This window comes from Enterobacter sp. ENT03 (assembly GCF_019218745.1).
Classification (GTDB): domain Bacteria; phylum Pseudomonadota; class Gammaproteobacteria; order Enterobacterales; family Enterobacteriaceae; genus Enterobacter_D.
In genome coordinates this window covers 60,083-75,446 of the sequence record NZ_JAHUXA010000002.1, presented here as the reverse complement: position 1 = coordinate 75,446, position 15,364 = coordinate 60,083, and the positions used below count along the sequence as shown (strand labels likewise).

Annotated in this window: 9 protein-coding genes and 3 tRNA genes; 6 read left to right on the top strand and 6 right to left on the bottom strand. The window is 58.6% G+C overall.

Annotated elements, in window-relative coordinates:
• Positions 1-24: 24 nt before the first annotated feature.
• Entirely contained in the window at positions 25-1,233 is a 1,209-nt protein-coding gene (gene csdA, locus KW828_RS05295; RefSeq protein ID WP_218335433.1) for a cysteine desulfurase CsdA, read from the top strand.
• Positions 1,230-1,673, top strand: coding sequence for a cysteine desulfurase sulfur acceptor subunit CsdE (gene csdE, locus KW828_RS05290; RefSeq protein WP_218335432.1), 444 nt, complete (start codon positions 1,230-1,232; stop codon positions 1,671-1,673). The genes csdA and csdE overlap by 4 nt, the downstream gene beginning before the upstream one ends.
• Here csdE and tcdA read toward each other — a convergent pair.
• Together tcdA and mltA are read right to left on the bottom strand one after the other, a co-directional pair.
• Positions 1,664-2,470 (bottom strand): tRNA cyclic N6-threonylcarbamoyladenosine(37) synthase TcdA, encoded by an 807-nt coding sequence (tcdA, locus tag KW828_RS05285; protein ID WP_218335431.1) that lies wholly within the window; start codon positions 2,468-2,470, stop codon positions 1,664-1,666. The two genes, csdE and tcdA, sit on opposite strands and share 10 nt — an antisense overlap.
• Before the next feature lie 67 nt (positions 2,471-2,537).
• Entirely contained in the window at positions 2,538-3,641 is a 1,104-nt protein-coding gene (gene mltA, locus KW828_RS05280) for a murein transglycosylase A (protein WP_218335430.1), read from the bottom strand.
• 211 nt (positions 3,642-3,852) lie between these two features.
• On the opposite strand from mltA, the gene KW828_RS05275 reads away from it, so the two are divergent.
• The 3 genes from KW828_RS05275 (at position 3,853) to KW828_RS05265 (ending at position 4,181) form a co-directional block, all read left to right on the top strand.
• A tRNA-Met gene (locus KW828_RS05275) sits at positions 3,853-3,929 on the top strand.
• 52 nt (positions 3,930-3,981) lie between these two features.
• A tRNA-Met gene (locus tag KW828_RS05270) sits at positions 3,982-4,058 on the top strand.
• Positions 4,059-4,104: 46 nt separating this feature from the next.
• A tRNA-Met gene (locus KW828_RS05265) sits at positions 4,105-4,181 on the top strand.
• Between the two features lie 63 nt (positions 4,182-4,244).
• Here the strand turns inward: KW828_RS05265 and amiC are convergent.
• On the bottom strand, positions 4,245-5,498 hold the full coding sequence (amiC, locus tag KW828_RS05260; protein ID WP_218335429.1) for an N-acetylmuramoyl-L-alanine amidase AmiC: 1,254 nt from the start codon (positions 5,496-5,498) through the stop codon (positions 4,245-4,247).
• A gap of 239 nt (positions 5,499-5,737) precedes the next feature.
• Between amiC and argA the strand changes: the two genes are divergently transcribed.
• Positions 5,738-7,069 carry an amino-acid N-acetyltransferase gene (argA, locus tag KW828_RS05255; protein ID WP_218335428.1) on the top strand — a complete coding sequence of 444 codons (1,332 nt, stop codon included), beginning with the start codon at positions 5,738-5,740 and terminating at the stop codon, positions 7,067-7,069.
• A 28-nt stretch (positions 7,070-7,097) separates the two neighbouring features.
• Here argA and recD read toward each other — a convergent pair whose 3' ends face one another.
• From recD to ptrA, 3 genes are read right to left on the bottom strand one after another with little or no spacing between them, the layout of a single operon-like run.
• A complete protein-coding gene (gene recD, locus KW828_RS05250; RefSeq protein ID WP_218335427.1) occupies positions 7,098-8,924 on the bottom strand; it encodes an exodeoxyribonuclease V subunit alpha in 1,827 nt (608 codons plus the stop codon).
• The gene (gene recB, locus KW828_RS05245) at positions 8,924-12,466 is read right to left on the bottom strand and encodes an exodeoxyribonuclease V subunit beta (protein WP_218335426.1); all 3,543 of its coding nucleotides are present in this window, start codon (positions 12,464-12,466) and stop codon (positions 8,924-8,926) included. The genes recD and recB overlap by 1 nt, the downstream gene beginning before the upstream one ends.
• Positions 12,463-15,348, bottom strand: coding sequence for a pitrilysin (ptrA, locus tag KW828_RS05240; RefSeq protein WP_218335425.1), 2,886 nt, complete (start codon positions 15,346-15,348; stop codon positions 12,463-12,465). Before ptrA ends, recB begins: the two co-directional genes overlap by 4 nt.
• Between the last annotated feature and the right edge of the window lie 16 nt (positions 15,349-15,364).

Sequence of the window (15,364 nt, the reverse complement as noted above, 5' to 3'; positions counted from 1 at the left end):
CGGCGTCTGACTATGAGGAACGCCATGAACGCATTCAATCCTGCCCATTTCCGCGCCCAGTTTCCTGCCCTTGCCGATGCGGGTGTCTATCTGGACAGCGCAGCCACGGCGCTAAAGCCGCAGGCCGTCATTGACGCCACGCAGCAGTTTTACAGCCTGAGCGCGGGGAACGTGCACCGCAGCCAGTATGCGCAGGCGCAGAAACTGACGGCTCGCTATGAAGCCGCACGCGATCAGGTTGCTGCCCTGCTAAACGCTCCCGCCGGTAAAAATATCGTCTGGACGCGAGGTACCACCGAAGCAATCAATATGGTCGCCCAGTGCTATGCGCGTCCACGTTTGCAGGCAGGCAATGAGATCATCGTCAGCGAGGCGGAACATCACGCTAATCTGGTGCCCTGGCTGATGGTGGCAGAGCAAACCGGCGCGCAGGTTGTGAAGCTGCCGGTGACCGCCGATGGACTGCCGGACATTGATCAGCTCCCTGCTCTTATCTCCTCCCGCAGCCGTATTCTGGCGATGGGTCAGATGTCCAACGTCACCGGCGGCTGCCCGGATCTGGCGCGCGCCATTACCCTGGCCCACGCTGCAGGTATGGTGGTGATGGTGGATGGCGCCCAGGGCGCAGTCCATTTCCCGGCGGATGTGCAAAAACTCGACATCGATTTCTATGCCTTCTCCGGCCACAAACTGTATGGCCCGACCGGTATCGGCGCGCTGTACGGAAAAGGGGAATTGCTGGACGCGATGTCACCCTGGCTTGGCGGCGGCAAGATGATCACCGAGGTCAGTTTTGACGGCTTCAAAACTCAGCCGGTGCCACATCGACTGGAAGCGGGAACGCCGAACGTGGCCGGGGTGATTGGTCTGAGCGCGGCGCTGGAGTGGCTGGAAGAGATAGATATGGCACAGGCCGAAAACTACAGCCGCGGGCTGGCGACGCTGGCGGAGGACGCGCTGGCAAAACGGCCAGGCTTCCGCTCGTTCCGCTGCCAGGATTCCAGCCTGCTGGCCTTTGATTTTGCCGGGGTGCATCACAGCGATATGGTTACGCTGCTGGCGGAGTACGGCATCGCCCTGCGGGCAGGCCAGCACTGCGCCCAGCCGCTGCTGGCGGCGCTTGGCGTCAGCGGTACGCTACGCGCCTCTTTTGCGCCCTATAATACAAAAAGCGACGTTGATGCGCTGGTGAACGCCATCGACCGCGCCCTTGAACTTCTGGTGGATGAATGACTAACCCCGCTTTCGCCGGACACCCGTTCGGTAGCGCCGTGACTGAAGATACCCTGCGTCAGATCTTTAACCCGCTGACGCAGTGGGAAGATAAATACCGTCAGCTGATCCTGCTCGGCAAGCAGTTACCTGCCCTGTCGGACGAACTGAAAGCCCAGGCGCGGGAAATTCCCGGCTGCGAAAATCGCGTCTGGCTTGGCTACACCCTTTCCGGCGAGGGAAAGCTGCATTTCTTCGGCGACAGCGAAGGCCGCATTGTGCGTGGATTGCTGGCGGTGCTGCTGACGGCGGTGGAAGGCAAAACTGCGCCGACTCTGCTGGCACAGGATCCGCTGGCGCTGTTTGATGAACTGGGATTACGCGGGCAGCTTAGCGCCTCCCGCAGTCAGGGGCTGGCGGCGCTGGCCGCCGTCGTGCAGGATGCCGCGCGTCAGGCCTGACGCGCCGCTTTCGCCATCATTTTTTTCAGCGCATGGGACACGGCCACAAATCCAAAGGTGGCGGTGACCATGGTCGCCGCGCCAAAACCTGAAGCACAGTCCATACGTTTTGGCCCTTCCGCCGTGCTTTTCATCGCGCATACCGAGCCATCCGCCTGCGGGTAGACCAGCGCTTCGGTGGAAAATACACAATCCACGCCGAGTTTACCCTTACTGTTTTTCACCACGCCAAAATCGCTTTTCAGCCTTTCGCGCAGCTTTGCTGCCAGCGGATCCTGAATGGTTTTCGCCAGATCGCTGACCTGGATTTGTGTCGGATCGATCTGCCCGCCCGCGCCACCGGTGGTCACCAGCGGGATCTTATTGCGACGGCACCAGGCGATCAGCGCCGCTTTAGGCCGCACGCTGTCGATGGCGTCAATGACGTAGCTGAATCCGGCGCTCATGTACTGCGCCACGTTGTCGGCAGTGACAAAATCATCCACCACCGTCACCCGGCATTCCGGGTTGATCTGGCGAATGCGTTCCGCCATCACCTCGGATTTCGCGAGGCCGACGCTGTCGCGCAGAGCATGGATCTGTCGGTTGGTATTGGTGACGCAGACATCATCCATATCAATCAGGGTGATTGCGCCAATACCGGTGCGCGCCAGCGCTTCCGCCGCCCAGGAACCGACGCCGCCGATACCCACCACACAGATATGTGCATTCGCAAAAAGCTGCAACGCGCTTTCGCCATACAGACGTGCCGTGCCACCAAAACGCTGACGCCAGGCGTCGCTGATTACCGCAGACATAAAACCTCAGATATGGAATGGATGATCACCCTCTCCTGTTCAGGAGAGGGGCAAAATAGTAGCACGATCACCCGCTAAACACGTTACCGGATCCTGCGCCAGGCGCGGTCTTCAATACCCATACGCGGCCATAGTGGTTATACCAGCCCGCACGGTGACCGGCTTCGGCGCCAATCCCCTGATAGATGTCGAAGTGCTGACCTTTAATAGCACCGCCAACATCCAGCGCCACCATCAGACGCAGCTCGTACTGTCCGTTGAATTTGCCGTTGTTATCAAGCAATGGCACTTCCGCCAGCAGCGTTGTCCCGGCCGGAATAATGCTGCGGTCAGACGCCACGGAAGCACGGCCAATCAGCGGCACGCCACTCGCCCCTTTCACCGGCGCGTAGGATTGCGGCTTGAAGAAGACAAAGGACGGGTTCTGCTCCAGCAGTTCGCGCACTTCCGCCTCGCTATGCGTTTCCCCCCAGTGGCGGATCGCCTGCATCGACATCTCTTCCCGCTTCACTTCGCCGCGATCGATCAGCACTTTGCCGATGCTGCGGTAGGCATGACCGTTTTTGCCACTGTAGCTAAAGAAGTTAAGCGGGCTGCCGTCGCCAAAATCGATATAGCCGCTGCCCTGCACATCCATAATGAAGTTATCCATCAGCGAGTTGCTGTAGGCGAGGATATAGTTGTCGCTCAGCGCACCGGCGTAAATCTCCGCGCGTGACGGCAGGCGTCCGCGTTTTGGCGGCATACGATAAATAGGGTAACGGAATTCCCCCTGCGGTGTATGACGCGCCTGCACCACCGGCGTGTAGTAACCGGTAAACTGCACGTTACCGTAGTTATCTGCGCCCTCCATCTGCCAGGCGTCCAGACCGTACTGGCGCAGGGTGCGCGTATCGCCACCCGCGCGCAACCAGTCCTGAACGGCATTATAGATGGCACTCTGGTTGCCATATAAACGTGGCGACGCGGTGCGCACATGGCTTACCTGTTCGGCGTAATCGCCACCGTTGATCGGCGCGCCTACAGCCTCAGGCTGATTAACCAGAGAGAAAGGCTGGGTGAATTTCCCGTCTGTATATTGTTGACCACGATCGGTCGGTTTGGAGGAACAGGCTGCGAGGATTGCCACCATCGCGCCAGTGAGAAGGTACTTCGCCCAACGTCCTTTCATTAATATCTCGTCTTCTTACTTAAGCCGAATGCGTGCTCTGAAGATAACAAACCCGTGTCGCTAATGAAATGTGCGAACGGCATCACAGCCCCGGAGAGTATAAAAAATCACCTGATTGCACTATTTTCATTCAGATGCTCAATGAAATTCGCCTTTTTTTGGAAAAAGGGTTGCGTCAAAGAGCGAGCGGAGTATAGTGCGCTTCCACGGACGCGGGGTGGAGCAGCCTGGTAGCTCGTCGGGCTCATAACCCGAAGGTCGTCGGTTCAAATCCGGCCCCCGCAACCAATTAAGTGCATTAAAGTAAGACGTTTACTCGATTGAAAGAGTAAAAGACGGACGCGGGGTGGAGCAGCCTGGTAGCTCGTCGGGCTCATAACCCGAAGGTCGTCGGTTCAAATCCGGCCCCCGCAACCAATTATGCACAAAGAGAAAGTTTACTCGATGGAAGAGTAAAGACGGACGCGGGGTGGAGCAGCCTGGTAGCTCGTCGGGCTCATAACCCGAAGGTCGTCGGTTCAAATCCGGCCCCCGCAACCAACACAATAAGCACCCTGACGGGTGTTTTTTTGTTTCTGTGTTCCTGAAAAGCAAAACGACGCGTTATCCGCGCCGTGCCAGTGCCCCGCCTTCTGCAAAGTACGCCTTAATCCCTGCCAGAATCGACTCTGCCACTTCCTGCTGGAACTTTGCCGTCTTGAGTTTGCGCTCTTCTTCAATATTGCTGATAAACGCCGTTTCGACGAGGATCGATGGAATATCAGGTGCTTTCAGTACCGCAAAGCCCGCCTGATCTACACGATTTTTATGCAGGCTATTAATACTGCCCAGGCGCTCTAGCACCTCTTTGCCAAACTTCAGGCTGTCATTGATGGTCAGCGATTGCACCATGTCAAACAGGGTGTGATCAAGATAGCGGTCGCCGCTTTTGCTGACGCCCCCTACCAGGTCAGCGGCGTTTTGCGTCTGAGCGAGAAATTTTGCCGCGGTACTGGTAGCGCCCTTGGTGGAGAGCGCAAACACCGATGAACCGCGCGCCGCCCGGCTGGTGAACGCATCCGCATGGATAGAGACAAACAGATCCGCGCGCTGTTTCTGCGCTTTCGCCACCCGCACCTTCAGCGGAATAAACACATCCTCGTTGCGCGTCATATAGGCTTTCATATTGGCTTCGCGATCGATGAGCGCCCGCAGCCGACGGGCGATCTGCAGCACCACGTCTTTTTCCCGCGTTTTATATTTGCCAATCGCGCCAGGATCTTCCCCGCCGTGCCCTGGATCAAGCATGATCACAATTGGGCGATCGCGCCCGGCTTTTCCTGGCTTCGGCCCGCTCTGCGCTGGCGGCACCTGGCGATCCAGTTCACCCTTATTGTAATCTTCCAGCAAGGCCAGCAGCGGATCCTGCTCGTTCTGCCCGTTTACCGGATAGAGATCCATCACCAGACGCTCTTTAAACTCCGCCACCGGTGCGAGCGAGAACAGATGCGGCGTCACATTCTGTTTGAGTTCAAATACCATACGCACGGTTTTCGGGTCGAACTGCCCGACGCGCGCGGATTTAATAAAGGGATCGTCATCGCGGATCTGCATGCCCACGCCCTTCAGGACCGAGTTCAGGTTGACGCCTTCAATATCCACGACCAGACGCTCAGGGTTACTCAGGGCGAACTGGCGATATTTTAATAACCGGTTCGATTCCACGGTCACGCGCGTGTAAGTGGATGCAGGCCAGACGCGCACGGCGATAACCTGGCTTACCGCAGCCAGTCCCACCTGGCTTACGCTGAGCAACCACATCGCGCCTGCCCCTTGCAGTAACTGGCGGCGGCTAATAATTGAATTGGATCCTGACATGCCTCTCCCGAGCAAAGTAAATCTAATAAGCTATCTATACGTCCAAATTGACCGAAAACTTTAACGAATGACGCCTACACTGTCATCAACTAAAGGGTAAACATAGCATTCGTAACTTAATTCTCATGCCGCGAACAGGGCAACGAAAATGGCAGCGCAGCAAATTTGGGCTTGCGCCCGTCGCCATAAAAGAATAAAAATACACAAAATTCGAATAATCATGCAGTGAGGGTTGTGCCGTGGTGAAGGAGCGTAGAACCGAACTGGTCCAGGGATTCCGCCATTCTGTTCCCTATATTAATGCCCATCGGGGAAAAACCTTTGTCATCATGCTGGGCGGCGAAGCCATCGAGCATGAGAACTTTTCCAGTATCGTCAACGACATTGGCCTGCTGCACAGCCTGGGGATCCGCCTGGTGGTGGTGTATGGCGCACGTCCACAAATTGACGCGAATCTTGCCGCGCATAATCACGAGCCGGTTTATCACAAACATACCCGCGTCACCGACGCCAAAACGCTGGAGCTGGTGAAGCAGGCGGCAGGCCAACTGCAGTTGGATATTACCGCCCGGCTGTCGATGAGCCTCAACAACACCCCGCTCCAGGGCGCGCATATCAACGTGGTGAGCGGCAACTTTATTATCTCCCAGCCGCTGGGCGTGGATGATGGCGTCGACTACTGCCACAGCGGCCGTATTCGCCGTATCGACGAGGAAGCCATTCACCGGCAGCTGGACAGCGGCGCGATTGTGCTGATGGGCCCGGTGGCGGTATCGGTGACGGGTGAAAGCTTCAATCTGACGTCAGAAGAGATCGCCACCCAACTGGCGATTAAACTGAAGGCAGAAAAGATGATCGGCTTCTGCTCCTCGCAGGGGGTGATTAACGACGACGGCAATATTGTTTCTGAGCTCTTTCCCAATGATGCGCAGGCGCGCGTTGAGGAGCTGGAAGCGCGTCAGGATTACCAGTCAGGTACGGTGCGCTTTCTGCGTGGCGCGGTCAAAGCCTGCCGCAGTGGCGTGCGCCGCAGCCACCTCATCAGCTATCAGGAAGATGGCGCGCTGTTGCAGGAGCTGTTCTCCCGCGACGGTATCGGCACGCAGATTGTGATGGAGAGCGCCGAACAGATCCGCCGCGCCACCATCAACGACATCGGCGGTATTCTGGAACTGATCCGTCCGCTGGAGCAGCAGGGGATCCTGGTGCGTCGCTCGCGCGAGCAACTGGAGATGGAGATCGACAAATTCACGATTATCCAGCGCGATAACCTGACCATCGCCTGTGCGGCGCTGTATCCCTTCCCGGAAGAAAAAATCGGTGAGATGGCGTGCGTGGCGGTACATCCGGACTACCGCAGTTCGTCCCGCGGTGAAGTATTGCTGGAGCGCGTGGCGCTGCAGGCGCGGCAGATGGGGTTAAGCAAACTCTTCGTCTTAACCACGCGCAGCATTCACTGGTTCCAGGAGCGCGGCTTTACGCCGGTGGATATTGATTCGCTGCCGGAAAGTAAAAAAGAGATGTACAACTATCAGCGCCGTTCAAAAGTGCTGATGGCGGATCTCGGCTAAGATTTCCCCCGCCTCGCGCGGGGGAATTTCACGCGGAGAAGATGTCGCTTAATCCGCTACGCCGCTCGGTGCGGGTGGCAATGGCCTGCGCCAGAATACGGTCATCGGCATACAGCGACAGCCTGCGCCGCGCACGGGTGATGGCGGTATACACCAGCTCGCGCGTCACCACCGGTACAATCTGCCCCGGCAGGATCAGCGCCGCATGATCAAACTCCGACCCTTGCGATTTATGCACTGTCATCGCCCAGGCAGTATCATGCTCTGGTAAACGGCTCGGCTGGACCGATTTGATAGTGCCGTCCGGCAGCGGGAACCAGACGCGCGTCCCCTGCCCGCGATCCAGCGCCACGCCTATATCGCCGTTGTACAGCCCCAGCGCGCTGTCGTTGCGGGCAATCATCACCGGTCTACCTTCGTACCAGCGGGAATGGGCATGACGCACCAGCCAGCGCCTTTGCGCCAGCCGCTGCTCAAGCCGCTCGTTTAAGCCGCCGACGCCAAACGGCCCGTCACGCAGCGCGCACAGCACCTGGAACTCGCTGAACGCCGCCAGCACCGCCTCGGGCGGCGCGCCGTCGCGTACCAGTTGCAAATAACGCTCATAGCCCGCCAGCGCGTCGTCAATCATGGTCTGATAATCATCGCCGGTCTGTAAGGTGCTTTTGCCGATGTCGGTAAAGCCCTGGCTGAACACCGCGCGCATGGCGGCCTTATCGCCCCGGTTTACCGCCGCGGCCAGCTGTCCGATACCGGAATCGCTGCCAAAGCGGTAGCTGGTTTGCAGCAGGCAGAGGCTGTCACGCAGCGCTTCTGCGCCCTGTTGCTCACCGCACGGCACCTGCATACCGGTCAGGCGCGACAGCTCTTCGGCACGCTGGGGGCTGTATCCGGCACTTACCCAGGCGCAAATGTCTCCCAGCACCGCGCCCGCTTCCACCGACGCCAGCTGATCGCGGTCGCCGAGAAAGATCACCCGCCCGTGCGGCGGCAGCGCGTCGATGAGCCGCGACATCATCGGCAGGTCAATCATCGAGGCTTCATCCACCACCAGCACGTCCAGATGCAACGGATTTCCGGCGTGATAGCGCAGACGCTGGCTGCCCGGCTGAGCGCCCAGTAAACGGTGCAGCGTACTGGCTTCATCCGGCAGGCGTGTTTTTTGTTCCTCGCTCAACGGCAGCTGCCGCAGCGCCGCGCCGAGTGATTCGGTAAGACGTGCAGCGGCTTTACCGGTCGGCGCTGCCAGCCGGATCCGGCATTTCTCGCCGTTGGCGGTCTGCACCAGCGCTGCCAGCAATTTAGCGACGGTGGTGGTTTTACCCGTACCAGGCCCGCCGGAGATGACCGAAATGCGGCGGGTCAGCGCCACGGCGGCGGCGATTTTCTGCCAGTTGATGCCGTCAGTCGCCGGAAAGAGCGCATCCAGCGAGCGTTTAATATCCTCTTCGTTGACCGGCAGCGGCTGGTTAGCTTCGGTGAAAAAGCGCGCCACCGTCAACTCATTGCACCACATCCGGTTGAGGTAGAGCCGCTCGCCGGTGAGCACCATCGGCGTCGGCTCATCGCCTGCGCTGACCGCAGGCGATGCAAGCAGCAGTTCATGCCAGTCATCCGGCACGCCAACCTCTTCCAGCAACGGTAACAACTGCGGATAAATGCGATTAAATTCGGCCACGCCGAGGCGCGACAGCGGCAGACAGACGTGCCCTTCTCCCGCATCGCGGCTTAACAGCGCCGCCACCAGCATCACCGCGGGTTCATCGTCACGGGCGACGGTCAGCGCAAACTGCACGTCGAGTGGGCGCAGCGCTTTTTGCGCTACGGCGTCTAATAACAAGTTCTGCATATTCATTATCTGTTCTCCTGCATTTCACCGGCGAACAGCGCGTCCATCTGGCTAATGAGTTGCACATCCGGGCGGGTGGCAAAAATCCCCTGCCCCGGCACGTTGCGATCCACACCACGCAGGAACAGATAAATCACGCCGCCGAAATGCTGCTCGTAATCGTACCCGGCGATGCGATGACGCAGATAACGATGCAGCGCCAGGGTATAGAGCTGATATTGCAGGTCATAGCGGTGCGCCTGCATGGCCTGGGCCATCGCCGGCTGCGTGTATGCCTCGCTGCTTTCCCCCAGCCAGTTCGATTTGTAATCGAGCAGGTAATAGCGTCCGTTATGGCGAAACACAAGGTCGATAAAGCCTTTTAACATGCCGCGTACATCACGAAAATCCAGCGGCGGACAGTCCGCCGACAGCGGATCGTAGCGGCGGATCAGGGCATCAAGGGCCGGTGCGGTCAGCGTGGCGCTGATCGGCAAATAAAATTCCATCTCGACCTGTTTTTCGCGGGCCGGTAGCTGGCTTAACGAGATGCCAGCTCCGCTAAGCGGCACCTGTAAGACCGCGTTGATCCACTCGCTTAACACCGGCTGCCAGTGCTCGTCGAAGCCGCCCAGCTCCAGCTTTTCGGCGACCCATTCAGGGGCCACCGGCTGGGTAAAATCGAGATCTTCAAACAGGCTGTGCAGGAAGGTGCCAGGCGACGCGCCGCGCGGAAACTGGTGCGGCGTCAGCGTCGGCGTTTCCTGGACATCGCGCTCACCGGCGGCATCCAGATCGAAGCGCGGCAGCAGATCCTGCGCCATGCTGTGACCGCGCTGTTGCAGGCCGGAATAGCTGGTGACGCGCCAGTCATCGCGCACCAGGCGTTCAATGTCGCGTGCGCGTAGGGACGGCGGCGCGTCGCTGTTAAATTGCCAGCGGCGGTTATCTGGCACGCCGGGAATGTGCAGCGCGATATTATCGCTCTCCAGACTTTGCAGACAGGCCCGCAGCCCGGCGGCATCCCGCGGCTCGCCCTGCTGGATCAGCCGACCGCAGGCGCTGTGATGGAAATCGCTGTCGCCTGCTTTCTCGCCACGACGACGGAACAGCGGCGCAATCCCCAGACTGCAATGCCACACCGAACGCGTCAGCGCCACGTACAGCAGACGCAAATCTTCCGCCAGACGTTCAGCCTCCGCGAGCGCCACGCTCTCCTCGGCATCGCTCAGATCGAGCACCGCTTCAAAGGACGTGCGGTCATGATAAAAAGCCTGATCCTGCGCACGATAGTTGGCGATAAACGGCAGCCAGACCAGCGGGTATTCCAGGCCTTTGGATTTGTGAATGGTGACAATTTTCACCAGATGCTTGTCGCTTTCCAGCCGCAGTTGCTGGCTTGACGCGTTGCTGTCCGGCTCGGCGATATGCTGCGCCAGCCAGCGCACCAGCGCATGTTCGCTCTCGGCGTGCGCGCCTGCTTCCTGTAACAGCTCGCTGATGTGCAGAATATCGGTCAGACGACGCTCGCCGCCGGAGGTCGCCAGCAGGTTTTCCGCAATGTTGCGATGCTTCATCAGCGCCCGCAGCATCGGCATCACGCCGCGTTTTTGCCACAGCTGGCGATAACCATCGAACTCTTCCACCACCTCATCCCATGCCTGCTCATCAAGATTAAGCGCTTCAATGTGCTGCGCATTCAGACCCAGCATCGAGGTGGCGAGGGCGCTGCGTAGCGTGCTTTCTCGTTCCGGTGCCAGCACGGCCTGTAACAGCCACAGCAGTTCCTGCGCTTCAGGCGTTTCAAATACGCTGTCACGGTTGGAGAGATAGACGGAAGGGATCGCCAGCAAGGTCAGCGCATCGCGGATCAGCGCCGCCTCGTGGCGGCTGCGTACCAGCACGGTAATATCCGAGGCTTTTACCGCGCGGCTGGCCTTACCCTCGTGGAGCACGGCGCTGCCCTGCTGACCGGCGATCAGCCAGTCGCGGATTTGTGCGGCGCAGTGCTGTGCCATAAAGGTCTGATAATCCCCGACGCTGACGCCATCGCCGTCCATCAGCCACAGGCTCATGGCAGGCTGCATCTGGCCGTTAAACTCAAAGCGCAGCGCGCTATTTTTCGGCGCGGATTTCACCGGCTGGAAGGGGATCTCGCGGAACATAAAGGCGTTATCCATGCGGCTAAACAGCGTGTTCACGCTGGCCACCATGCCCGGCGCGGAGCGCCAGTTAGTGTCCAGCGTGTAGTGAGCGCTGACTTCGCTACGGGCTTTCATGTAGGTGAAAATATCAGCGCCGCGAAACGCATAGATCGCCTGTTTTGGATCGCCAATCAGCAGCAACGCCGTGTCGGGCTGCTGCCGCCAGATACGGCGGAAAATACGATACTGCTGTGGATCGGTGTCCTGAAATTCATCGATCATCGCCACCGGGAAACGCTGACGAATTGCCGCGGCCAGTGCGTCGCCGTTATCGCTGTGCAGAGCGCTGTCGAGACGGCTCAGCATGTCATCAAAACCCAGCGCGCCGCGACGGCGTTTTTCCCGCGCTACGGCTTCGCGGATCTCTTTCATCGCCTTAACCAGCACCAGATCGCTTAACGTCAGCGGGTGCGCCAGGAAGGCCTCGATGGCGACAAACAGCGGGTGCGCCGGCACCACGCCATCGGGTTTGGTGCGGGACGTCAGAAACGATTGCGAGAATTTTTCCAGCGCGTCCGGCAGCAGATAGCTGCGCGTTTCTTCCTGCGCCCAGGCGGTGATCTTCTCGATCCACTTCCCCTGGTTACCGCGGTTGAATTTACGTCGGTCAATGCCGGACGGCTCGATCACCGCGTCGATTTCGTCGCAGGCTGCAAGCCATTGGGCTTTCATGTCATTAATTTGCGTAATGATCTGCTGATGCCGCTCTGCCAGGGTTTCATTTTCCGGCGGCGGTGATTTGATCACCGGCGCTTCTCCCTGCAAATAGCGATTAATGGATTTCAGCAGATCCAACGGCCCCTGCCATGACGCATGGATCACCTGGGCAATCTCCCGCGGCAGCGGATAGCAGTGACGACGCCAGAAATCCGCGCACGCCTGCGCGCGCAGCAGAGATTCATCTTCGATCAGTTGCTGTTCAAACAGCATGCCGGACTCAAAGGCATTGAGGCTCAGCATACGCTGGCAGAAGCCGTGAATGGTAAAGACAGCCGCCTCGTCCATTTGACGCTCGGCGAGCAGCAACCAACTGGCGGCTTGTTGCCGGTCGGGGATTTCATTAAGCAGGCTGACATACAGCGGGTTATCAGAAGAACCGCGCAGGCAGGCGATGCGCAACTCGTGGATATTGCTGCGGATACGCCCGCGTAACTCTTCCGTAGCCGCTTCGGTAAAGGTCACCACCAGCAGCTCTTCCACACTTAACTGCCGTGGAAAGGCCGCCGGGCCACCGAGGCCCAGCAGCAGTCGCAAATAGAGCGCGGCAATGGTGAAGGTTTTTCCCGTTCCCGCCGACGCTTCAATCAGGCGCTCGCCTGTCAGCGGCAAGCGCAGTGGATCAAGGGTCTGGGCGGGTTCGGTCATTGTTTCTCACTTAACAGAGGCATAGTTTGCTGCAACGCGCTGACGTTATCCCACACTTTCCAGCCTTCAGGATGCGCGTACTCGGCTTTGCCATCGTGGCTGCCGGAAACCTGGGACAGCAGCGCCATTCCGCTGGGTTCAACCACCGCCTGGTGGAAGAAATCCGCCAGCTTTTGCGGCGTCAGCAGTTTTATCTGGGCCACTACTTTATCACGTGAATCGAAGCGCATATTGCCGCGATCGAAATCTTTGCTGATCTGCGAGGCTTCTTCACCCAGCGTTTGCGGTGCCTGTTCCATTTGCGCGATCACACCCTGCTGGAGCTGGGCAAATTCTTCCGGCTTCATCGCCCGCAGTCGGGCTTCCGCCGTCGGGAAGAAGGCTTTGTAACGCGCCCATAAATACGCTGGCTGACGGTCGCTGCTTTGTAACAGGAAGCCCATGCCCCACTGCCGTCCGACGCTAAACGGGAAGGCAAACACGGCGTAGCCGAGTTGTTCTTCGGTGCGCAGCTGGTTGTAAAACCATGGCTGGATGATTTGCCCGAGCATGGCGCTGTAGGCTGAGCTGCTGAACTCATCATAACCCGGCGGTACAAACACGGCGGCCAGCGCAGAATCGGTGCTGCTGCCCGCTTTTTCAAAGATGACCGACTGCTTCTTATCCACCAGCACATCCCGGTTTCGGCACCATTCGTTGCCCTGCGTACCGAGCTGTTTCTGTACCGCGTGCGCTAACGCTGTCGCCTGGCTTTCCGCCATATTGCCGACCACGAGAAATTCCGGACGGGCGTTAGTTTTCAGCGCATTACGGTAGGCCACGACATCTTTTAGCGTAATGGAGGGCAGCAACTCGCGGCGCACTTCCCGCTGGAAATACGGTACCTGGGAGAGCATCTGTGCGGGCAAGATAGCCTGATCGTAGGCTTTGCCTTTTTCTGCCGAATCCATCATCTGCGCATACCAGGATTTGGCCTGCGCCAGCTGCTCTTCGGTCGGTTCATAACTGAAGTAGCCTTGCAGCAGCGCCTCAAACAGCTGCGGCAGCCGCTGGGTATAGCCATTGGCATTGAGCATCAAGCCGTTATTGGCGTTGGTGGAGAAGCTAATTCCGCCCACTGCCGCCTGATTGCTGAGCTGATCCAGCGCGATACCTGCCAGATAGTCGTTTAGCGCAAACATCACCTGATTTCTGGCGCTGTCCATCGCCTGCGGATTACGCAGCACCACGCTGACATCGGCTTTAGGCTCCTGCGCGAAATAGCGGCTGGGCATATAGACGACCCGCAGCGCTGGCTCATCCACGATAAGCTCCGGGTGCTTAAAGGTTTTCCCCGGCTTGATCAGGGTGAAATCATCCGGGATATAGGGGTTCAGCTCCGGCAGTTTCAGCGGAATGGCGGCAGCTTTTTGCTGCCAGTCGGCGAAGGTCTGCGCGCTGATTTTATCTACCTGATAAGGCGCATTCACAAAATAGGCGGTCTTGTTATGCGGCTCATCCGGGCTGATATACCAGATGCGGGCGTTTTGCGGGGTCATCATGTCGAGACGATCTTTCAGCGCCTTTGGATCGTACTGGTCGGCAATATTTACCGCATCCAGCGTATGTTCGACCGGCACACGGATCATGGTATCTGCCAGCCATTCGACATAGCTCATGTCACGGGTAATCGACGGGTAGCGGAAATCAAGATCCAGCACGTGCGCCAGCTCATCGAAATAGCGTTTATCCACGCCCTGCTCACGCAGCAGTTTCAGGTAGCTGAAAATGGCGGCGACCACTTGATCGCGGTGGGCCAGCCCTTTGTCGGTCAGCGTGGCGGAAATTGCCAGCACGCCGCTGTTGCCGTTAACCACCGGATCGGAATCGGCGCGGATGCCTTCAACCAGTCCTTGCTGTTGCAGCCAGTCGGAGAGGGTTCCCGGACTGCGGTTGCCGATTAAATAGGTCACCAGCTCATCGGTTTTACTGCGAAACTGCGGGGTGTTGTTGTCGATGCGAAACTCTACGCGCAGCACTTTACGCGGAATGGCGGGCACATAGTGAATAATCAGGCCTTTTTGCGCCTCGGTCACTACCGGCACCGTGACTTCCGGCGGGGTGATGTTTTTGTTCGGTACGCGCCCGTAAGTCTGCGCGGCGATTTTAGCCAGCTCAGGCAGCGGACGGTTGCTGTACACCACGGCCTTCATCAGGTTAGCGGAGTAGTATTTATCGCGGAATGCCAGCAAGGCGTCATGCACCGGGCTGCCGGGTTTATCGCTCAGCGTCTCGAGGTTGCCCCCTGAAAAGCGCGCACCGGGGTGGGCCGGGTTAATGGTTTCGGCGCTGACCTGCGCCATGCGCATACCGTCACGGGCGCGGGCCATGGTCAACTCGGCATTGACCGCATTACGTTCACGCTCGGCATATTTCTTGTCGAGCAGCGGCGAGGCGATGGCATCTGCGAGGCGATCAACGGTCCCTTCCAGCGCATTGTTTTCCACTTCCAGATAGAAGGCGGTGCGATAAGGCGCCGTACTGGCGTTGTGGCTGCCGCCGTGCGACTTCAGAAACTCGGCGAGGCTGTCCGGCTGCGGGTATTTTTTCGAGCCCATCAGGGTCATGTGCTCAAGATAGTGCGCAAGGCCGGGATGAGTATCGGGATCCTGTAAGGAACCCACGGGCACCACCAGCGCGGAAAGGGATTTGACCGCCTGCGGATCGGAAACCAGCAGCACTACCATGCCGTTATCAAGGCGGATCGCCTGATACTGCCGGTTATCTTTATCGCTTTTGCGAATGCTTTCCTGAACGGGTTGCCAACCGATGTCTGCCTGACTTAACGGTGCCCAAAGGGCGACAAAAATGATCAATGCTTTAAACCAGGTGCTGCTCGGCATTCACAAACCTCATCAT

Coding starts and splice junctions, on each gene's coding strand:
- csdA (WP_218335433.1), top strand. CDS start 25: ATGAACGCATTCAATCCTGCCCATTTCCGCGCCCAGTTTCCTGCCCTT.
- csdE (WP_218335432.1), top strand. CDS start 1,230: ATGACTAACCCCGCTTTCGCCGGACACCCGTTCGGTAGCGCCGTGACT.
- tcdA (WP_218335431.1), bottom strand. CDS start 2,470: ATGTCTGCGGTAATCAGCGACGCCTGGCGTCAGCGTTTTGGTGGCACG.
- mltA (WP_218335430.1), bottom strand. CDS start 3,641: ATGAAAGGACGTTGGGCGAAGTACCTTCTCACTGGCGCGATGGTGGCA.
- amiC (WP_218335429.1), bottom strand. CDS start 5,498: ATGTCAGGATCCAATTCAATTATTAGCCGCCGCCAGTTACTGCAAGGG.
- recD (WP_218335427.1), bottom strand. CDS start 8,924: ATGAATATGCAGAACTTGTTATTAGACGCCGTAGCGCAAAAAGCGCTG.
- recB (WP_218335426.1), bottom strand. CDS start 12,466: ATGACCGAACCCGCCCAGACCCTTGATCCACTGCGCTTGCCGCTGACA.
- ptrA (WP_218335425.1), bottom strand. CDS start 15,348: ATGCCGAGCAGCACCTGGTTTAAAGCATTGATCATTTTTGTCGCCCTT.